At 35.8% G+C, this 21,553-nt stretch carries 20 protein-coding genes; 9 read left to right on the top strand and 11 right to left on the bottom strand.

All coding sequences use genetic code 11. From position 1 onward, the window contains the following. Window positions 1-11 precede the first annotated feature (11 nt). Window positions 12-530: a spermidine/spermine N(1)-acetyltransferase gene (paiA, locus tag ACZ76X_RS03650; protein ID WP_479849572.1), complete on the top strand. Its 519-nt coding sequence runs from the start codon at window positions 12-14 to the stop codon at window positions 528-530. A 23-nt stretch (window positions 531-553) separates the two neighbouring features. Further along, window positions 554-1,177 carry a protease synthase/sporulation negative transcriptional regulator PaiB gene (gene paiB, locus ACZ76X_RS03655; RefSeq protein ID WP_479849573.1) on the top strand — a complete coding sequence of 208 codons (624 nt, stop codon included), beginning with the start codon at window positions 554-556 and terminating at the stop codon, window positions 1,175-1,177. Window positions 1,178-1,372: 195 nt separating this feature from the next. Here the strand turns inward: paiB and ACZ76X_RS03660 are convergent, their stop codons facing one another. After that, on the bottom strand, window positions 1,373-2,212 hold the full coding sequence (locus ACZ76X_RS03660; protein WP_001968754.1) for a YitT family protein: 840 nt from the start codon (window positions 2,210-2,212) through the stop codon (window positions 1,373-1,375). Window positions 2,213-2,563: 351 nt separating this feature from the next. Beyond that, window positions 2,564-2,833, bottom strand: a complete 270-nt coding sequence (locus ACZ76X_RS03665; protein WP_479849574.1) for a 2TM domain-containing protein — start codon at window positions 2,831-2,833, stop codon at window positions 2,564-2,566. 273 nt (window positions 2,834-3,106) lie between these two features. Between ACZ76X_RS03665 and ACZ76X_RS03670 the strand changes: the two genes are divergently transcribed. Further along, window positions 3,107-3,361, top strand: coding sequence for a SunI/YnzG family protein (locus tag ACZ76X_RS03670; protein ID WP_479849575.1), 255 nt, complete (start codon window positions 3,107-3,109; stop codon window positions 3,359-3,361). A 175-nt stretch (window positions 3,362-3,536) separates the two neighbouring features. Here ACZ76X_RS03670 and ACZ76X_RS03675 read toward each other — a convergent pair whose 3' ends face one another. Then, window positions 3,537-4,178 (bottom strand): hypothetical protein, encoded by a 642-nt coding sequence (locus tag ACZ76X_RS03675; protein WP_479849576.1) that lies wholly within the window; start codon window positions 4,176-4,178, stop codon window positions 3,537-3,539. Window positions 4,179-4,628: 450 nt separating this feature from the next. Between ACZ76X_RS03675 and ACZ76X_RS03680 the strand changes: the two genes are divergently transcribed. From ACZ76X_RS03680 to ACZ76X_RS03690, 3 genes are all read left to right on the top strand, one after another. After that, on the top strand, window positions 4,629-5,102 hold the full coding sequence (locus ACZ76X_RS03680) for a hypothetical protein (RefSeq protein WP_479849577.1): 474 nt from the start codon (window positions 4,629-4,631) through the stop codon (window positions 5,100-5,102). 625 nt (window positions 5,103-5,727) lie between these two features. After that, on the top strand, window positions 5,728-6,759 hold the full coding sequence (locus ACZ76X_RS03685) for a S66 family peptidase (RefSeq protein WP_479849578.1): 1,032 nt from the start codon (window positions 5,728-5,730) through the stop codon (window positions 6,757-6,759). A 129-nt stretch (window positions 6,760-6,888) separates the two neighbouring features. Beyond that, entirely contained in the window at window positions 6,889-7,284 is a 396-nt protein-coding gene (locus ACZ76X_RS03690; RefSeq protein ID WP_479849579.1) for a DUF3224 domain-containing protein, read from the top strand. Window positions 7,285-7,484: 200 nt separating this feature from the next. On the opposite strand, the gene ACZ76X_RS03695 is transcribed toward ACZ76X_RS03690, so the two are convergent. From ACZ76X_RS03695 to ACZ76X_RS03725, 7 genes are all read right to left on the bottom strand, one after another. Beyond that, window positions 7,485-7,862 carry a hotdog family protein gene (locus tag ACZ76X_RS03695; RefSeq protein WP_479849580.1) on the bottom strand — a complete coding sequence of 126 codons (378 nt, stop codon included), beginning with the start codon at window positions 7,860-7,862 and terminating at the stop codon, window positions 7,485-7,487. A gap of 86 nt (window positions 7,863-7,948) precedes the next feature. Continuing rightward, window positions 7,949-9,196: a DUF1015 domain-containing protein gene (locus ACZ76X_RS03700; protein WP_479849581.1), complete on the bottom strand. Its 1,248-nt coding sequence runs from the start codon at window positions 9,194-9,196 to the stop codon at window positions 7,949-7,951. Window positions 9,197-9,209: 13 nt separating this feature from the next. After that, window positions 9,210-10,382: a 3-phosphoglycerate dehydrogenase family protein gene (locus ACZ76X_RS03705; protein WP_098524122.1), complete on the bottom strand. Its 1,173-nt coding sequence runs from the start codon at window positions 10,380-10,382 to the stop codon at window positions 9,210-9,212. Window positions 10,383-10,394: 12 nt separating this feature from the next. Next, the gene (gene serC / locus ACZ76X_RS03710) at window positions 10,395-11,477 is read right to left on the bottom strand and encodes a 3-phosphoserine/phosphohydroxythreonine transaminase (RefSeq protein WP_479849582.1); all 1,083 of its coding nucleotides are present in this window, start codon (window positions 11,475-11,477) and stop codon (window positions 10,395-10,397) included. Window positions 11,478-11,687: 210 nt separating this feature from the next. After that, the gene (locus ACZ76X_RS03715; protein WP_000670803.1) at window positions 11,688-11,879 is read right to left on the bottom strand and encodes a DUF378 domain-containing protein; all 192 of its coding nucleotides are present in this window, start codon (window positions 11,877-11,879) and stop codon (window positions 11,688-11,690) included. An 89-nt stretch (window positions 11,880-11,968) separates the two neighbouring features. After that, complete coding sequence (locus ACZ76X_RS03720; protein ID WP_479849583.1) at window positions 11,969-13,036, bottom strand: glycoside hydrolase family 113; 1,068 nt, start codon at window positions 13,034-13,036, stop codon at window positions 11,969-11,971. Window positions 13,037-13,491: 455 nt separating this feature from the next. Next, complete coding sequence (locus ACZ76X_RS03725; RefSeq protein ID WP_479849584.1) at window positions 13,492-14,373, bottom strand: CPBP family intramembrane glutamic endopeptidase; 882 nt, start codon at window positions 14,371-14,373, stop codon at window positions 13,492-13,494. Window positions 14,374-14,716: 343 nt separating this feature from the next. Between ACZ76X_RS03725 and ACZ76X_RS03730 the strand changes: the two genes are divergently transcribed. The 3 genes from ACZ76X_RS03730 to ACZ76X_RS03740 all read left to right on the top strand — a co-directional run bounded on the left by ACZ76X_RS03730 (window position 14,717) and on the right by ACZ76X_RS03740 (window position 18,726). Then, the gene (locus ACZ76X_RS03730; RefSeq protein ID WP_479849585.1) at window positions 14,717-16,042 is read left to right on the top strand and encodes an erythromycin esterase family protein; all 1,326 of its coding nucleotides are present in this window, start codon (window positions 14,717-14,719) and stop codon (window positions 16,040-16,042) included. A 203-nt stretch (window positions 16,043-16,245) separates the two neighbouring features. Next, window positions 16,246-16,824, top strand: coding sequence for a sensor domain-containing protein (locus ACZ76X_RS03735; protein ID WP_479849586.1), 579 nt, complete (start codon window positions 16,246-16,248; stop codon window positions 16,822-16,824). 114 nt (window positions 16,825-16,938) lie between these two features. After that, complete coding sequence (locus ACZ76X_RS03740; protein WP_479849587.1) at window positions 16,939-18,726, top strand: response regulator; 1,788 nt, start codon at window positions 16,939-16,941, stop codon at window positions 18,724-18,726. A 399-nt stretch (window positions 18,727-19,125) separates the two neighbouring features. Here ACZ76X_RS03740 and ACZ76X_RS03745 read toward each other — a convergent pair whose 3' ends face one another. Beyond that, window positions 19,126-21,519 (bottom strand): penicillin acylase family protein, encoded by a 2,394-nt coding sequence (locus ACZ76X_RS03745; RefSeq protein ID WP_479849588.1) that lies wholly within the window; start codon window positions 21,517-21,519, stop codon window positions 19,126-19,128. Window positions 21,520-21,553: the final 34 nt, after the last annotated feature.

Raw genomic sequence — 21,553 nt, forward strand, 5'->3', positions numbered from 1 at the left:
GAACTATTCAAATGACTACACATATAGAAATGTGCACCCTTGAAGATATACACAGACTTCAAGAAATTAGTTATGAAACATTTAATGAGACTTTTAAACATCAGAATTCACCCGAAAATATGAATCACTATTTGGAAAAGGCATTTAACTTAAAACAATTAGAAAAAGAATTATCCAATATCTCTTCTCAATTCTTTTTTGTCTACTTTAACGATGAAATTGCTGGATATTTAAAGGTCAATATTGATGATGCTCAGTCTGAAGAAATGGGCAATGAATCACTTGAAGTAGAAAGAATTTATATAAAGAGCTCCTTTCAAAAACATGGTCTTGGTAAATATCTACTAAATAATGCTATTGAAATTGCAATGGAACATAATAAAAAGAATATTTGGCTAGGCGTATGGGAGAAAAATGAAAATGCTATTGCTTTTTATAAGAAGTTAGGTTTTGTACAAGCTGGCTCTCATTCCTTTTATATGGGCGATGACGAACAAGTTGATCTTATAATGATCAAAACACTCATATAACTTTTTTTGAAAGGTGGGCTATTATGTATATTCCAAAGTATTTTAAAGTCACAAATGTTGATGGAATTTGGGATTTTGTTCAAAAAAACTCTTTTGGAACAATCGTCACAACAGAAAAAGAAAAACCAATCGCAACTCATTTGCCCTTTGGATTAACTAAAAAAGGTGATGACTATTTTATCACTGGACATATGGCTTATGGGAATCCTCAGTGGAGAACATTTGAAACTTGTGAAGATGTTCTTGTAATGTTTCAAGGACCACACTCTTACATCTCTTCTTCTTGGTATGAACATGAAGAAGTTCCAACATGGAATTATCAAGCAGTCCATATATATGGTAAAGCAAGTATTTTAGATAAAGAGGAATTAATAGGTGAATTAACAACAATGCTGAAAAAATATGAAGGGCATCGTGAAAATCCAGTATTATGGGATAAACTTTCCCCTACTCTCTTAGAAAATGAACTGAAAGGTATAGTTGGATTTAAGATTAAGGTGGGAGAAATCCAGGCTGCATATAAATTAAGTCAAAATCGAAATGAGACGGATTATATTAACATTATTGAGAAATTGTACGATGAAGAGAATCCAGATGCAAAACAAATGGCGGAACTCATGGGAAGTAGATTAAAAAATCACATATAATCCATCTTTATTCAACTCTCACATTTCAAAATTCAAGAACAGACTGGAGTGTTCTATCGGCAATTTTCTTTAAAATGTAAAAGTTTGAACTTAAAGTGAATGGTGTTTAATAAAAAAGAATCTATTTTGAACAAAGACTATTCAAAATAGATTCTCACGTTTTAGTATTAAGATTATTTTAATCAAAAACCATTTTTAAGCCTTCGAAATATCAACAAACCCTTCTCCGAACACATCACGAACATCATGGATAGCAATGAATGCAGCCGGATCCGTAGTTTGAACAATCCGTTTTAGCTTCACTACTTCTTGCTTATTAATAACAACATAAAGAATTTCCTTCGGCGTTTTCGTGTAATAACCATGACCTGAGTACACCGTAACCCCTCTGCCCATTAATGTAGTCACCTTCTCGGCGATTTCATTAGGGTTGTCAGAAATAATCGTAATAGCCTTCTTCGGATTTAAACCTTCAATTACAAATTCCATTACTTTCGTTGCTACATATAGCATAATAATTGTTATCATCAGTTTTTCTGCACCAATGATGAAATAAGATGAAAACGCAACGATTAAATCGAAGAACAGTAGACCGTAGCTAATGCTCCAACCTAAATACTTATGTGTCATCCTTGCTAAGATGGTAGTACCTGCCGTTGTTCCTCCAACGCGAATGATAAGACCAATCCCGCACCCAATAAATATTCCTCCAAAAATGGCATTTACGAGCATTTCATCCGAAGCAATCGTCCAGCCTTCTGTTAAATGAAGAAATAGCGAGTTCGTAACTACAGCGATAATCGTATAAATTGTTGTGATTTTATTTAAAAATTTATAACCGACTATTAACAAAATCGCATTTAAAATTAAGTTAACTAAGCCCGGTGACCATTCAAATAAATAGTACGTAATAATCGTGATACCTGTTACCCCACCCTCACCAAACTCGTTCGGGATAACAAACAAATTGACACCTAACGCAAAAAGAAATGCACCAATAATAATAAAAATAATGTCTGTCGTTCTTTTTTTCATACAGTACCTCACTTCTTATGTAAATATTTATTCTGTCATAAACTCTCACCATTATAACGTGGAATATTCAAATCGAACAGTGGTTTATTTTTATTTTAGTATAGGGTAATAAGTTAGCCTCATCCTATTTCTACATGTAATTAAAAAAGTAAAACAACTGTATTTATTATGTACTACAAATAAAGTTTTGATTTCACAAACCATTCAGCCTAAAAAAGAATATAAACACTCTCACTCGCACAAAATTTGAATACAAAGCAAATAGGCGAAGCCATAGAATAGACTTCGCATCAAGGATTTAATTATAAAGATTTATATGAAATTTTATATTGATGCATTCCAAAAATAAAGTTACTTATCTTTCTCCATATATTCTTTAATCTTTCGTTCTTCCCACTCTTTTCCGAATATCCCCACTGGAAAAGTTGTCAAACCGTGTATGACGATACCGATCCCCCAACCTGCAAGTGGGTATAAAAACCATAATTTACTTGAATCAGAGATTATATTTATAATAAAAAGCATTAAGTTCACTAGAATATAAACCGTTAAATGAATATAAAACGCTTTTAAATTCTCCATCCTTTTTTTAGCTCGTAAATAAACCTCATCTTGCTCCATATATATACACCTCTTTCATCATTGTATTTTTTAAATTCGCTCCGATTTAAACATCATATTCTAATCAAAAATCTCTTATTCTCAAAAATTCACAAAATAAAAAAGATCGTCTTCATTTCAGGAGAATCGCAGGTGCTATTGGATACCCTTTTTTGTTCGTAGTACGATACCTTGTAAAAAATTAAAAAATCAAATTTCACAATAGAAATAAAACCTTTAAATCTGTATAATAAAATTAATAGAGATATTTTCATACAGAAAGGTTTTGGTAACATGCTAGGTATCGATGTCAAAAATACAGATGGAGAATTAATTATTTCATGGCAACTAGCTAAGATTCAAATTCCATTAAGTGAAATTATTGAAGTTACAGAAGATGAAACCTATGCTGGTGTAGAAGAAGAAAACGTAATCCGAATTGGAACAGCATACGCTACAACAGACCGGATTTTAATCAGAACAGTAAAACAAAATTATCTATTATTTACGACCAATAGAGTCTCAATTTTGAATAAAATCAATGCATAAGCAATAGGATAAAGCAATTGTATATATGAGTTTATTCGATTCAACTGATACCTGCATTTTAAAAATTATTATAGATACAATGATGTAAAAATGAAAAAAAGTACCCAGCAAATTGTCATACACATGATCATTTGCTGGGTACTAAGGGATATATTTGTTAATTACAGAATGCTAATTAAGACCAAATCCAAACATCATCATTATTTTCAACGTTGCTCTTTACCTCATACACTTTTTCGATATGATCAACCGTGTTCCAGTTAATAGAACTGCCACCCCAGCCTACATACTTCATATCAATTTTTACTTTCTCGCCCGTATGAAATACTTGCCCCTTTGTTAAGAAAACATCAATAATCACTTTCTTCCCGTTTAGCGATGGATACTCCACTACGACATATTTAGTAGCACCGGCTTCCGCATCTTCCATCGTTCCTACCTTTGATACTTCCCCAATTACATAATCAGGTGAGCCATCTTCTTTCATGTGCATGCCTAACTTATTTGTTGTATTTTCAATTGCAGTTGCAACCATATATTCTGTAAAATTACGCATCATAGATCCAGTAGCTTTAACCTCATCTCCTACTTTCACATTTGAAAGAGAGTCTATATACACACTAACAGGTTCTTCATATTGCTTAGATTTAACAACAATTACACCGTTATCTACTTCTACTACTCGCCCTTCTAACGTCGAGAAATTCGATTCAATAGAAGCTGCACTCGCTTTTGTTACTTCTAATCCTGGTAAATTCGTTCCTGATAATGCTGCGATACCTAAAGCACCTGCTAAAATTATTTTTTTCATACCCATTATGAAACATCTCCATTCATGATGATTTTATTTTTTTGATTGGATACGACCAACCTGTAACTATTATAGTTACAGTTGATAAAAAATAGCAACCCTCTTTCTTATGCAATGTTGCATACTGTAATTTTTAAATATACAGCAAGAGGGCTTTAATTTAATTCAAAGCTAAAATAACCTTATGACCACGGTATAAAGAAATTAAGAACTACTTTCGGTCCTAAGGTTAACGAATAGATTTATAAAAACTCAATCAAAATTTATTCAACTAGTTGAAAAATGAACCATGTCGAATTTTATTTTCATAAAATTCAAATTTCAAGGAGGTTTTACAAAATATTACACAGAATTATTCGTATATCGTAATATAATTGGTAATTTTTTACGATTCATTTCATTTTATCTACCACGTTTAGACAAAATGGAAAACCATAGCAAAAGGAGAGAGATAGATTGAAAAGAAAAATTAGTACAGCTGTTGTAGGGTTATCAGTGTTTAGCTTTGGTCTTTTTGGTTTAAATATTGGGGATGGCGGCGTTGTGAAAGCGGAGCATGGCGATGTTCCTGCTCCGAAATTAGAAAATCATGGTGACTACGGTGGCGCTCCTGCTTATGATCATGGAAGACCTCCTATTTCATCATATAATAAAGGGGATACTTGGGCTCCTGCTTTCAATATTGGCGATACCGGCGGCGCTCCTGCTTATAATGTTGGTGATACGCCGGCTCCGAAACAAGAGACACATGCTGATTTAAGCTCAAAATTAGATTCACATGCGGATACTTGGGCTCCTGCATTAAACATCGGTGACACTGGTGGGGCTCCGAAACAAGAAGGGCATACACATTTCCCTGCTCCCAAAGTTGAAGCTCATGGCAATACTGGCGGTGCTCCTGCTAATTCTGAACATGATACAGGTATTTAAGTTACCCAAATTGAAATCTATTTAGTTTACCATTTTCATATATTTACAAGGAAACCATTCGATGTAACGAATATTATGTATATACATGATTTCTATTGTGATACACTCTACCCAAGAGAAATTTCCAATACATATGTGGTTTTCAAGTCTAAAAAATACACCTAGTAATTAGGTGTATTTTTTATTTTATCTCTCTATCTAATAATTAAAGAATACTCCCTTAAAAATCCCAACAAAAATCGAATAAACTACCTATACTTCAGACACTTTAGCACCACGAACGTTGCGATTTTTAGTGACACCCCGGATCCATTAAGTGCCTAAAGACGATAGCTTTCTTGTTCAGGAAAAGCTGTAACCTCTCCATTCATAATAATTTTATTTTTCGGATTGAATACGACCAACTTATAATCATTACAGTTACAGATTGTAGAAAATAGCAACCCTCTTTCTCATGCAATGTTGCATACTGTAATTCTCAAATGCAATTCAACACTAAGACTGAATTCTTGAATACCAGCAGGTAAACGGAATGATGATGAAGAAATAAATGTGATGCATCATATTTTCAATGCTACAGTTTGTATAATTGTAGTCCATTACATTATGTAGGAGCGGAGTTAACATGTTAAAAAAACCAAAGAGATTACAGCCAGGTGATATCGTGGCAACAGTAAGTCCTTCGTGGGGAGGCGCAGGTGATTCTGAAATAAGATGGCGATATGAACAAGGAGTAAAGAGATTAGAAGAAGTTTTCGGTCTTACGGTTGTTCCAATGCCGAATAGTTTAAAAGGTAGCGAATTCATTTATAACAACCCACAAGCTCGTGCGGAAGACTTAATGACTGCATTTCAAGATACGCGCGTGAAAGCAATTATCGCAAATATTGGCGGAGAGGATAGCATTCGCTTACTTCCTTATATAGATTTTAATGTGATCCGTGAAAACCCGAAAATTTTTATGGGATACTCTGACGTTACCGTTTCACACTTGTTTTGTCATAAAGCAGGAATTTCCTCCTATTACGGTCCAGCCATTTTAACGGATTTTGCTGAAAATATAGAGATGAATCCATATACGGTTGAAATGGTAAAGCGAACTCTCTTTTCCAATGAAATGATTGGTGAAATTCAACCAGCTCCTGAATGGACGAGTGAGCGTTTAGAATGGATAGAGATAAATAAAGATACAAGACGTACGATGCAGCAAAATAAAGGATATGAGGTACTTCAAGGCTCTACTACTGTACTAGGACGCTTAATTGGTGGTTGTATAGAAGTACTGGAATTTGCAAAAGGAACGGAGATTTGGCCAGAGAAAAAACATTGGGAAAATAGTATCCTTTTCTTTGAAACTTCTGAAGACCATCCAGAACCAAGTTATATAAAGTATTGTTTACGAAATTACGCAGCGCAAGGCATTCTCCAAAAAGCAAAAGGGATCATTTTCGGTAAACCAAAAGACGAAATGTATTATGAAGAATATAAACATGAAATACTAAAAGTTATGAAAGAATATAACTTAGAAGATTTGCCAATTCTTTATAATTTAAATTTTGGTCATACCGAACCGAAGTTTATTTTACCTTACGGCGCGTTGGCAGAAATTGATTGTAAAAATGGATCTTTCTCTATTTTAGAGAGTGGCGTGGAATAAAGTGAAACTTTAATCAGCCCTCACCAATCGGGCTGCCCGTTAAATGCGTGATAAATAAAATCACTCCTATGAGATATGAATGTGAATGGATACTTTTTAAAAGTATATAACCGGAGGGAGATTACGTGTATGGAAGTAACATTTACAGTAAGTAAGTGGGATGAAAAACCAATCGATGATACTAGAAAAGATTTCCCTATTAATATTGCCCATGTTGAATATGATATTGATGGGGAACTAAAAGGAAAAGCTTTTGTTGAATACTTATTATATTATGTAGACTCAAATATAAATGATGGTCACTTAGCTACTGCTAAAATTTCTGGATTTTTACACTTTGAAGGAGTTTATAAGGGGCAACAAGGGACATTTACAGCTATAGAGCAAGGAATATTTGATAAAGGAAATTTAGATTCCCCAGGAACAATTATTAAAGCTACCGGTAACTTAGAAAACCTGAGAGGATCCTATCATTATCAGTTTACAGGTCAAACTAGTAAACTGATTTTAGAGTTTGAATTTTAGCAAAATACCTTATAATTTAGTGAAAAGGACATTTCTTGTAATACTCGGAATGTCCTTTTTGTTGACGATCTTATTCAAGTTAAGAATGAACAGAGTATATTATCAGTATTCAGCAATGCATATCATTTTCGTTATGGTGGAATTAAGAACCTAAGCCCGAGTGACACGGCTCCGCACCTATTCATTACTTTTCCTACTAACTAAAGAATAATCCCCGAAAAACTCCCCTTCATAACTTCCTTTTCAAGTTGATTCCTACATATAAACATCGCCATAATCTTTGTACGATTTTTTTCATCGGGTTCAAATTGTTCAATGGTTACGTCACAGCGAATCGTATCACCGCTAAAAACAGGACGTAAAAATTCAAAGTCCATCTTGCGAGCTAGTACGTTATAATCTCCGCCAATTTTTGTAGGTAGTGTTGATGTTAAAAGCCCTTGTACAACAAATCTCCCCTGCTCATCTGGTGTAACATGATGAGCACCTTCATCTTTCGATACTTCTGTAAATAACACAACATCTTCTTTTGTAAACGTTCGTTCAAAGGTGATTTTTTCGCCTACTTGTAATTTCATCCCATGCTCCTCCTCAAAAACTCTTTTAAAATAAGAAAAACCGAAACTATAATCATTTCGGTTTTTCAAACTAAAGAAGTCTATATTTACTTTAAAGAATGTACAAACAACCCGCTGCGCAGCTTCGGTTCAAACCACGTTGATTTTGGTGGCATAATTTCCCCGGCGTCTGCGATTGCTAATAAAGATTCCATTGATGTCGGATATAGTGAGAACGCTGCTTTATATTCGCCGTTATTTACAAGGCGTTCTAGTTCTTCTAAACCACGGATTCCTCCGACAAAATCAATGCGTGAATCAGATCGCGGATCATGTATTTCAAGTACTTGGCTTAATAAATGATCTTGCAGAATAGATACATCTAAACCTTTTACAAGGTCGTTCGCATCAAACGTTTCCTCTTTCACAGTAAGCTTATACCACTTCTCACTTACATACATTCCAAATGTTTTTGGCTCATTTGGTTTATACGGCGAAACAGCTGCTTCTTCTACATAAAAGTATTGTGCTATTTGTTTTAAAAACTGTTGTTCTGATAAGCCGTTTAAATCTTTCACAACCCGGTTATAGTCCCAAATGGATAATTCATCGTGAGGGAATAAAACAGATAAGAAGAAATTAAACTCTTCTTCTCCTGTGTAATTCGGATATTGTTCTCTTCGCATGAGCCCAACTTTTGCAGCTGATGCAGAACGGTGATGTCCATCTGCGATATAAAGATTAGGAATATCTTCAAATAAGTTTACTAAACTTGCAATTACTTCTTCATCAGCTATTTTCCAAGCGACATGCCTAACACCGTCTTCTGCTGTAAATGTATAGATTGGCGCATGTTCTTCTTTCCAGCTGGCAATGAAACGCTTTATCTCTTCTTTTGTGCGATACGTTAAAAAGATAGGACCTGTATTCGCGTCACACACATCTACGTGGCGAATGCGATCTAGTTCTTTTTCATGACGTGTTCTTTCATGTTTTTTAATTGTATCATCTTCATACTCATCAATAGATGTACAAACGACAAGGCCTGACTGCGTTCTTCCTTGCATCGTCAGTTCATAAATGTATAGTGCTGGCTCTTCGTCTTGAATGAATACTTCTTCTCGTATAAATCGATTTAAATTTTCACCCGCTTTTTCATATACGCGATCATCGTACGGCGAAAGTGCCGGATCTAAATCAATTTCTGCTTTATCAACGTGTAAGAAAGAATACGGATTCCCTTTTACAACCTCTCTTGCTTCTTCACTATTTAATACGTCATACGGTAAAGCTGCAACTTCTGCTGCTTTTTCTTCTACTGGACGAATGGCCCGAAACGGTCGGATTTTTGCCAAATTCCTCTCTCCTTTACACAATCATTCGAACGGCTACAACACCTGTAATTTTGCTTATATTTTCCACAATGTTCTCTTTTATTATATCATCAATTCCGTTATCAATATCAATCATTGTGTACGCCCAAGAATGTTTACTACGATTGATCATATCGGCAATATTAATATGATGTTCTGCTAAACATCCTGTAATTTGTCCTACCATGTTTGGAACGTTTTGATGCATGATCGTAATACGTTTCTTTCCGATATAAGGAAGCTCTACGTTTGGATAGTTTACTGAATTACGAATATTTCCTGTCTCTAAATATTCACGTAATTGACGCGCTGCCATTATTGCACAATTTTCTTCCGATTCAGACGTAGATGCACCGAGGTGAGGCGTCGCTGTTACGTTTTTCATTTTAATCACATTTTCATTTGGGAAGTCCGTTACATAATGCGCAATAACCTCTTCTTCTAACGCTTTTTGAAGAACTTTTTCATCTACAAGTTCTCCTCTTGAGAAATTGAATAGACGCATACCTTTTTTCATCTTCTCTAGAGCGTGTTCACCAATAATCCCCTTCGTTTGATTCGTAAGAGGAATATGCAGCGTAATATAATCACACGTTGCAAAAATTTCATCTAAACTAAATGCTCTTTGCACATGTGTAGAAAGGCGCCAAGCTGTTTCAACTGAAATGTAAGGATCATATCCGACGACGTCCATTCCTAAAGCTAACGCATCGTTCGCAACTAAAGCACCAATTGCGCCAAGTCCGATAACACCTAGACGTTTCCCTGCAATTTCTGATCCAACGAATTGTTTTTTCCCTGATTCAACAAGTTGCGGTACTTCTTCACCTTCTAAATTTTTCGTCCAGCTTACTCCGTTAATAATGTTGCGTGAAGACATAATCAGGCTGGCGATAATAAGTTCCTTTACTGCATTGGCATTCGCTCCTGGTGTATTAAAGACTACAATCCCTTTTTCTGTACATCGCTCGACAGGAATATTATTTACACCAGCACCAGCTCTCGCAATCGCCTTTAAGTCTTTTGAGAATTCTTCTTGATGTAAAGAATAGCTGCGAAGTAAAATGCCGTCTGGATGATCCATTCTCTCCCCTACTTCATAGCGATCTCCGCTAAGTACTTGCAAACCTTTTTCTGCAATTTGATTTAACGTTTGAACACGAAACATATCCCCATCTCCCTATCTATTCTCAAGCTCAAATTCCTTCATGTAACTTACTAATTGCTGTACACCTTCCGCTGGCATCGCATTGTAAATACTTGCGCGCATACCACCGACTGAGCGATGTCCTTTTAGCGTAACAAGGCCGCGTTCTTTCGCTTTTTGTAAAAACTCATTGTTCAACTCTTCTGACGGTGTTGTAAACGGAATGTTCATAAGTGATCGATACGTAGGATCAACCGGTGAAGTAAACAATGTTGATTCATCTAAGAAATTATAAAGAAGTGAAGATTTCATTCTATTCTGTTCTTCAATCGCAGATACCCCGCCCTGCTCTTTCAGCCACTCTAGTACAAGTTTCGTTACGTAAATACTAAAGGACGGCGGTGTATTATATAAGGAGTTACTTTTACTGTAAGTTTCATAGTTTAACATTGTAGGACAAGAGCGATCTGCTCCCCCAATTAAATCTCTTTTTATAATAGCAATCGTTAAGCCCGCTGGCCCTAAATTCTTTTGCGCTCCCGCATATATAAGACCAAACTTCGAAACATCGTATTGTTCTGATAAAATATTTGAGGACATATCCGCAACGAGCGGTACTTTATCTACATGTGGAATGTCCACATATTTCGTCCCCTCAATTGTATTATTCGTTGTAATATGTACATAATCTAGTTTTTCATCGCTCAGTAAACCATCCAATTTAGGAATTGTAGTAAACTTCGCTTGTTCAGAAGAAGCAATCACTTGTACTTCCCCTACTTTTTCAGCTTCTTGCAGCGCCTTTTTAGACCATGAGCCAGTCAATACGTACCCTGCTTTTTTATACGTATGCATTACATTTAACGGTACCATAGAGAATTGTAATGAAGCACCGCCTTGTAAAAACAAAACTTCATATTCATTAGGAATGTTCATTAATTCACGAAGGAGGTTACCCGCTTCATCTATAATACTTTGAAAATAAGAAGATCGATGACTCATTTCCATAATAGACATGCCTGTCCCGTTATAATTTACAAGCTCCTTTTGCACTTTCTCTAAAACTGGCAAAGGGAGTATTGATGGTCCAGCTGAAAAATTATACACTCTCTCCATCACCCTGAAAACCTCCCTATTTCTCATTTTTATTAATTTTTAAACTTTCTGAATTATAACCTGAAATATAATACGTGGTCAATTTGTTTTCTATTATTACGGCGTAAGACGCAATGGAATCGCTTGCATGTGCAAACTATTTTTTATAAACATACAAAAAAGTGTTAAGTACATAATCGTACTTAACACTCTAGTAATAAAGTATAATTGCTAATTGTCCGTGAAGAACCGATCAAAAATTTGATAAATAGCAGAAAGACCAATGAGCCAATAAATAGTGTCCACAAGCGCCGGCATAGAACCAAACCATTTCTCAACTACATTGTAATCTAACGCTACAAACAACCAATTCAAACCGCCAAGAATCACCAAAATTACTGTAAGGTAAGACAAAAATTTCATTATGATTGCCCCCTAGGTGATAAGATGGTGAAAGGCCTTTCACTAGAAATATATGTGGTAAAATCTAAAACTGACCTATTTTATAAAAATTATTTTCGGTACCAGCCGTTAATAACTGCCTCTGCTTCTTTACTATGTATTTGATACGCATGCGTACTATTATGAGAGCCAATAAACCAAATTGAAAAACCTTTAAAATATGGTTTCGGTTCTAATACCTCTCGGTAAGCGCGCCATCCGTTTAATTGTACGTCCTTTGAAAACACATTAGAAACATCTGGATTCCACGGATTCTGCAGTCCAAGTTCACGTGCCGGAACGTTAAATCCACCAAAGTAAACTGGTTTTCCTGTTGCATTATGTAATTGTTCCAACTGCTGCACAACATTTTGTCCACGATTATACACTGTTGTGGCAAATAAACTTTGCTTTACTTCTTCGTATGATGGATTTCTTTTTCCCGAAACTTCAAACCAGCTATCGATACTAACAATATCCACCTTTTTTAAATACGGACGATTGATTTTCTCTACAAACTTCGCTTCATAAGAAGGATCAAAGCTTGCTGTTAACCACCAATTCATTTGATACAAAACATTTCCCTTATACTGCTGACGAACGAAATCAATCGTATCGCTCCAATATCCTTCTGCATATTCCATATTCACGAAATTAGAAGCAATCTTGATTCCGTACACATTGTATTTACTTGTAATCGAATGAAAGATATCTTGCAAAATAACCGTTTTCCAATTCCAGAAGAAATCATTAATGTTACTTGGATTCCATTCCGTTTCCCCAACATTTCCTTGCTGAATATACGGGAACGGTTCCACAATAACTTGAATATTACGCTTTAATAATTCTTGAATTAAAAGAATAGCCTGTTGCTTTTGCGCTTGATTAATTACCATGTTCGTAGAAGTCACATTCGGAATATCTACCTGAATCGGTACATTTACTGTATTTAAATTTAAGCGCTCTACATCAGCTAAAACTTTCGCTACATTTCCAACTTCCCATACCGTTACATTTCCTGATTTGATTTTCCCAGATTGAACAGTATTTACATCTGCCTGTACATTTCCTTGAAAACAAAAAGAAAACAGCATAATAAACACTCCTAAAAAACTTATTAAACTCTTATTTTTCTTCACAACTTTCCCCCATTAATTTTTGGCTTTCCTGATTATTTTATACAACATTTCACAAATATTCCAGAAAAAATCCCAATAAAGTGAAACTTTAATCAGCCCTCACCAATCGGACGTTTACGGACAGCCCGACTCCCACCTAACTTCTTTGCTCCAACTAAATTTTGAGGTGGGAGTTTTACTGTCCGTTAACGCGGGATAAATTTTCAAAATAAAAATGCTAGTTACCCTTTATCTATATTTTATTCATACTAACCTTCTAAAAATAGTAAGGTAAATAAAAAAGGAGCATATTTCCGCTCCTTTTTCATCTTTTGACAATTGAAGTTATTGAATTTTTTCTGATAACCTGACCATTACTTTTACATTTACTTCATTTGTATTACTTTCATGTCTTTGAGCATTCATAATTGCGCCTCGTCATTTTTCACTAATTGAATTTAAAACACATCCGTATGCTATTTCGTGAAATTTACCATTCGAGACGTAATTATTGCAGTAATTAATATAATAATAGCGGTTATCAAGCCAGATTCACCAATCCAAATCTCAGTTTGATACCCTGTACTTGCACGTGTGAAAGGTCCTTGAATAATGGCATTCCAAGTAGCATGGATGATAACCGAAGGCCAAATGCTACCTGTGATAAGTCGTAAATAAGCTATAATATAACCGAATGGTACAATACAAAGATAGATACCAAGTACTGAAAGAACGACAGATGGTCCCGCTACATATAGACCAGCAATAACTATTGGAACATGCCACGTTGCCCAAATCAATCCACTAATAAGGATGGGCCGTGAAAACTTTGCATCGACTAGCCTTGTGAGCATATAACCTCGCCAACCCATTTCTTCTCCCAAAACTGGGATTAAGTTAAGCAAACTTCCGAAAATGCCGCTCAATACTACTAGATAAATGAAGCTGAATGGTGCCGTTACATACTGAAGCCCAAGCATATTGTAGATCGGTTCTAACATCATACCACCTTCGGGATACTGAAACCCTGCAATTCCACTCAACCAGGCGATAGAATAAGTAATTCCACAAATAATCATAGGGATTAGCAGAGCAAAACCGATCCCCTTCCATATCTTTAAGTTACCGAGACTAAAAGATACATCTTTAAACCCTTCTTTCAGTATTATGCGAGTCAAAATAGAAGATAATGCTGGGGTAAACATATATACCACAATAAGCGCCCTACTTTCCGTAATTATTACTCCTACATTTAAAATAATAGAAGTAATGATTAAGATACTCAGAAAGAGTTGAAGTCCTATTTTAGCACGTTGGATTTTATCTTTATTATGGAACGATTTTGCGTGTAATATCATTGTAATCCGCCCTTCCCCTTTCATTTACTTCTTGTCATTTCTACAGACACAACTTAGAATAAAAACATTTTTGTATACAGATTCATTCATCTTTAAACTCCCTCCCCAATTTATAGTCTAGTCTTACTTACGACTCATCCATGTAATTATTATTTATAAGTTGTCATAGCCGATAGTACAAAAGTGTAATGATTAGCATATGACCTGTGTCAATTAACTTTATGACAATATGTAACTAGAAAATATGATATGGGATAGATAACAATTGAATTAAGGCAATTGATTCGTGCAAGTACATGAATCAATCTTGCTTTTACAAATAATTCAATTGAGGTGGAAAAAAATGAATAAGAAAAGAATAATTGCAATGGTTAGTACAGCTTTATTAGTCACAGGATGTGTAGAAGTAGGAAAGGCTCAAACAGTAGTAGTCGAAAATTCAGGTCAATCAATACAAAAAAATATAGTTAAATCCATACAATCACAGGCTTACCCATTAAAAACGATAGAGCCGTCAAAATCATTTGAGGATTTAAAACCACTTAAGAAAATGATTGGGAGCGCACAATATGTAGGATTAGGAGAGACTACTCATGGAAGCTCTGAAATTTTTACTATGAAGTTTCGCCTTGTGAAATATTTGGTTACTGAGATGGGTTTTACAAATTTCACAATGGAAGAAGATTGGGGAAACGGCTTAAAACTAAATGAATATATCCAAACAGGAAAAGGAAACCCTAGGGAATTTTTAAATTATTTATATCCTACTGATGAAATTATAGCCATGATTGAGTGGATGAAAGATTATAATGCTGATCCATCCAATAAAAAAAAGATCCAATTTATTGGGCTCGACTTAAAGGAGTTGGACCAAGGCTGCTTTAATAAAGTAATTGATTATGTAAGGCTGCATCGACCAGATTTGCTGGCAGAAGTAGAAGAAAATTATAAAGAATTGTCGGCTTTTAATGGAGGTTTACAGGAATATATGGACCTTGCTCCTGAAATAAAAGAAAAGTTCAAAGCAAATGCTGAGAGAGTAGCCCAATTACTAAAAGATGAGAATGGGCAAGCCAAAACAGAATTAGTTTCGCCCGAGTACATCTGGGCGAAAGCAACGGCAAGTGCAATAGAGAAATTTACTACAATGCTAATTCCTAACGACTATCCAAGTATGTTAAAGCTACATGAGCAATACTTGGCAGATCATGTAATGTGGGCACAAGAGACATTGGGTGGTAAAACGATGGTATGGGGACACAATATTCATATAGCTAAAGGAATTATCGATGAGAAATTATACCCTTATGCTGCGGGGCAGAATTTGAAGGAACGTTTAGACAAGAATTATGTCACAATTGGCAGTACAACTACTGAGGGGAATTTCACCTTATACAACGACACCGGAGATAAGATTATAACGGATCCGATTCCACAAGATGTAAATAGTTTCAATTATACCCTCGGAAAAGTACCATATAACATGTTTTTATTAGATAATCGTCACCTTAAAGGACCAGCAGAGAAATGGGTTAAAGCAAAAAGACCATTACTAAGTATAGGGGCACGACTTTTACCGAACGAATCGGCATACTTTAATACGTCATTGCTTGAGCAATTTGATATTATGTTTCATATTCGAAAAACAAGTCCATCTCATATTAAATAAAGGTACAAAACAATCCCGTTCTTGCAGATGCAAGAACGGGATTGTTTTATGGAGATTCATATAAGCATCTTTTTTTAACCAGAAGTATGTTACTCTCCCCTTTTTAGCATCATTTAGAAATGTCATATGACATTTTCACACTAGTGAGAATGACAAAAAAAGCAGTACAATTCGGTTATTACATAGATAGGAGCGAGAACTTTATGAAATCAAGATTCATCCAGAATGGTTATTTTTTATTGCTAACTTTCGTTACAGGATTGTTTTATTTTTGTTTTTATCTAATAGCTCTGCTATTCAGCTTCACCCTTTCATTTACGGTAATTGGGATTCCACTAGTTATACGCGTACTACAAACTACTACACCTTTTATCCAATTCGAGCGCATACAAACGAAAATTTATACAGATATTTCAACAGACTCTTATGATAGAAGTATAACAATAGATACATCGAACTGGACTCAGGTGAAATTAGTGCTTACTGATCATCGCACTTGGTCTGCTGTCTTTTGGTTAATGCAGAAATTTGTGATTGGCATTTTTAGTATCATTTGCGCAACCATTTTTTATGTAATGCCACTTATGTTCCTGTTGGCACCACTACTGTATCGCTACATCGAAATGAATATTATTTTCATACAGATAGATACGTTTTCCAAATCACTCTTTGTAATGCTTATGGGTATAGTATTTACCGCCATAAGTAGTAAAGTAGTAGATGGTTTGACTAAGAAAATTGGGGGCTATACACGTAGCATGATCCGGCGACTAAATCGATAGAAGTTTGTCCTCTGTGAGAGGATTGCAGCGTAAAATTAAAAAGTATAACAATGTATGAAGGATTAATTTATAATATAGGAAGTAAAAAGGTAGGCTACTTAGGGGGTAAATAACTTGTTAGATATGGTTAAGTATTGGTTTTGGTACGATTGGATTATGTTAGGAGTCCGTATACTTATTAGTGTCTCTATCGCCATAACCACATTCGATTTTCAGGATAATTTAACATTGCCACTTTGGATTATTATTCTTTGGGAAATTATTGCCTTCTCTGTTCCATGGGTAGCCTTACTATTCAATTATAGATATTATTTGTTCACAGACATACTGCTATATGGTGGACTATGTATATATTTAACCTCATTATTTCCGGAAGCTTACAACACATTTCTTATATCAGTTTTTCTGATTGCTGCGAATAGTAAGCATTTATCCTATTATTGGACAGCTCCAATAACAGTTTTTATAACAACTGGAATTTTCTATGCGGTTGCGCCAAGTAATAACTATTGGATTATGGTTACCTACTATGGACTTGCTTATGTAATGGGCTTCGCTTTCCATTTATTAATCGTCAATCATAAGCAAAATGAAGCAATTCGTAAACAAAACGCAGTACTTGAGCAATATATGTCTCAGATTGAACGTATTACACTGGCAGAAGAACGGAACAGGTTGTCGAGCGAGCTTCATGATACAGTTGGTCACGCTTATACTTCTATTATTATGGGGATGGAAACGTTGCGTACCGAACTTGCTACTGAAATGGGTATACAGAGGCTAGATTCTTTGCTTGAAATGGGACGGAAAAGCATCGAGGACGTGAGAGGTTACCTACATCAAATGGATTCTCCGTGTCAATCGCCTTCCTTGATTCAATCTCTACAAAATCTTGGAGCCGAATTTCAGGAGCACGCTCAGGTAAATGTAAATTTTAGGACATTCGGAGAGGAATATCAACTATCTCGGCAAGCGAAGATCGCATTCATTCGTTGCTTACAAGAGTCCCTTACGAATGCAGTACGTCATGGTCAGGGGACTGAAATTATAGTTTCATTGCAGTTTGACGATCAATATACGAGGTTAGAAGTTCAAGATAATGGAAAAGGAAATGTAGAATGGCAGGAAGGCTTCGGTATGAATGCGATGAAAGAACGGGCAATGAACTTGCAAGGTCATTTGTCTGTATATACAAAGCCAGAGGAAGGAATGCTTGTTACATGTACCATACCGCGACAAACTGAAATAAAAGACGGACTTATTCGTTTGTTACTTGTAGACGATCAGCCATTTGTTCGGGAAAGTTTGAGGACACTACTCGATAGATATGAAGATTTACATGTAGTCGGTTTGGCTGAAGATGGCAATCAAGCCATCGATTTGTGTGGGCGCCTTCAACCCCATGTTATACTTATGGATTTAGATATGCAGCACATGGATGGAGTCGAAGCAACCAAAAAGATTAAGCAACAATGGCCACATATCCGCGTATTGATTTTTACAACGTTTCAGGATACCGAACAGGCATTGGAATCGCTTCGCAACGGTGCAGATGGTTTTTTACTCAAATCTATTGAAACGTTGGAGCTAGCTAATACGATCCGACTTATTCACAAAGGTGGGACATTAATTAATCAGGGAATGTCTCACAAAATATTTGAGAAGTTTGATGAGCAAAAAGAGACACCGCAATCAAAAGCAACCGCTTATGAGCTAACAGCTAGGGAGATAGAAATATTGCAGCTAGTAGCAAAAGGACTTCGATACACTACCATAGCATCAAGATTATATTTATCGAGTGGTACGGTCAGAAATTATGCTTCCACAGCTTATACAAAACTAGGCGTCCGTAACAAAGAAGAAGCTGTCCAAAAGGCTCTAGAAATTGGAATTATTGAATAATAAAATGTTTTGCGATATATATGAGTAACAAAGAAAAAAATGCTTTGTGTGATTTCTTTTGTAACAGAGTAAATAAAGCCCGTTATCGTATAAGTAAATGTTAAAACGCTGACTGTTTTGTCATAATAAAGTGAAACTTTAATCAGTGGGGGTTTTCTTCATCCCCCACTGATTATTAGCCTTCACCAATCGGACTTTTAGGGGCAGTAAGACCCCCAACTAAATTCTTTGCTTTCGCTGCATTTTGAGATGGGGGTCTTACTGCTCATTAAAGTGGGATAAAATCATTGAATCTAATCCTCTAAAATAGCCTACTATCCACTTAACTGATAGTAGGCTATTAAAATTACTTAAGAACTGGGTTATATTCTAATTTATAATTTTTCATCAGTGAAAATATTATCTCTTCGGCTCTAAAGTTAACACTTTCCCCTCTATCCCATCCGTATTCAATGTAGTCGTATGATACTCACCATTTACCCAATCATCGATTTGATCATGATACCAATCGCTTCTAAAATGTCCCGATTGTCCTGGCCCTACGATATGATAACCGTTTGACATATCTTTCGTATCAATTACGAATCGCCATGAAGCTCCATGATTGACAATACCATTATCTCCGTAACTCGCTGCTTGAACGGTAACTTGGCTTCCGCCAATCGGAACTGGTTTTTCGCGATTAAATGCTAGTAATGCTAACATACTAGATGATTTTGAGATTGGATGTGTAAAAGCAAGTTGATGGTAATCGCCCCACTTCCACTCCGCAACATTCGGTCCATATTCCTTCTGTAATTTCTTCATTACATTTTCATACGATGTATGCACAACTTTCGTGAAGCCTCCGTACTTCGTAAACCAAGCACTATTTTCTCCTGCTACTTCTTTTCGAATCAATTCATCAACAACTTGTGACTTCCCTTCAAATAACTCCATCACATCTTTCGGTATTTCTTTTGAAAATAACGTATTCGAAATCTCTTTCATTATCAAATGGAATATTAGTGGTGCCGCTTCATCTTTACTATCGTAAAAATTCCACTTTGTTAATTGTTTTACGCCTTCTTTCTCTACTTCATTTAAAGATGCTTTATTTAACTCTTTTAACAATATAGGAGCAAATTCTTTCCCGTATAAATTTTTTTGATCCATCTGTAACTCTTCTAAATCTTTCACCGTATACTTTTCCTTCTCTTGTAAAAACTCTTGGATACGCATTTGCCTATATGGCTGTGCCCACGTATTACTAATATGGTACGGATAGTTATCATCCACAATTTTATTATTCGCCGTTGAAATAAATCCTTGCTTTGGATTGATTACTTTTGGCAGTTGATCATATGGGATATACCCTTCCCACTCATATTCATCTGTCCATCCTGGAACTGGTAAACTCCCATCGCCTTTTTTACGCACTGGTATATTTCCATTCGCTTTATAAGCAATTGTGCCGTCATTTGATGCAAATACAAAGTTTTGAGTTGGTGTATGAAAGTCTTGAAGTGCCGTTTCAAACTCATTCCAATCTTTCGCTTTATTCATATTTAATACCGCCTTTAATTCAGCGGAAGGCTCCAAAGCAGTCCATTTCAAAGCGAATACCGTTTTCGTTTTCTCTTTCCCTTTATCCGCAAACTCTGAAATAACTGGACCATGCCTCGTAACCATCACTTTATACGGAATTGTTTTCCCACCTTTTACTTTAATCGATTCATCAACAACTGTAGCTTTCTCCCACTTATCGTTATACAAAAATTCATTTTCATTATTAGGATTCCGCTTCTCAATATATAAATCTTGCACATCAGGACCTGTATTCGTAACACCCCATGCTATTTTGTCATTGTGTCCTAATATAACACCTGGTACCCCCGCGAAAATAACGCCACTCACATGTAAATCTTTCATTTCAAGTTTCGACTGATACCAAATTGAAGGCGTCGCAAGAGATAAATGAGGATCATCCGCTAAAATCGGCTTACCAGACGCACTCTTCTCACCGCTTATGACCCAGTTATTGCTACCATTAAACTCTGGCGGAATGATCGTTTTTGCAAAACTTTGTGCTACGTCCACATTTGTATTTTCCAGTTCAGCTAGCAATCTAGGCGCATCTTTCGGATATGTAGGAAATAGCTCATTTGCTTGCTCTTTCGGTAAATTTTTCAGCGCCCAATATCGAAACGCCTGCCCGTGCCAATGTCCGCCTAAATCAAACACCATATACTTTCCAATCGTTAACGTATCAACAATGGACCATTCAGCAGGTTCATAGCCTAATATAGTAAACTCAACTGGCAATTTCTTTTCCTCTTTTGCCTCGCGTATAAAAGCGTTTATCCCATCAGCAAATGACTGCAGGGCATATTTCGCTTCCCCGTTATATTGACTAACAGAAGCTTCTGCTGCTCGCCGTAAACCGAGCGTTCGAAACAACTTATCTCGATCAACAGCTACTTCCCCTACAACTTCACTCAACATCCCAGAAGCTTGCCTTCTGCTTAAATCCATTTGAAACAAACGATCTTGCGCTTGCACATACCCTTGCGAAAAATATAAATCGTGTGCATTTTCCGCTTTAATATGTGGTACCCCTTTACTATCCCGCTTTACCTGTACAGCATGTTGTAAATCCTCTAGTTTTATCGTCCCATCTATCTTTGGTACAGAACTAAGCGTATATATGTTTAAAAAAATCGCTGTACAAATAACTAACAAAAGAACGATACTACTAGACCAAATAAAAATTTTCTTCCTTCTAGTTCGCTTCTTCTTTATAACAACTTCCATATAACCCCTCCCTTTTCAAACTATTCGCTTTTAT

The sequence above is a fragment of the Bacillus sp. BC05(2025) genome (assembly GCF_056725905.1).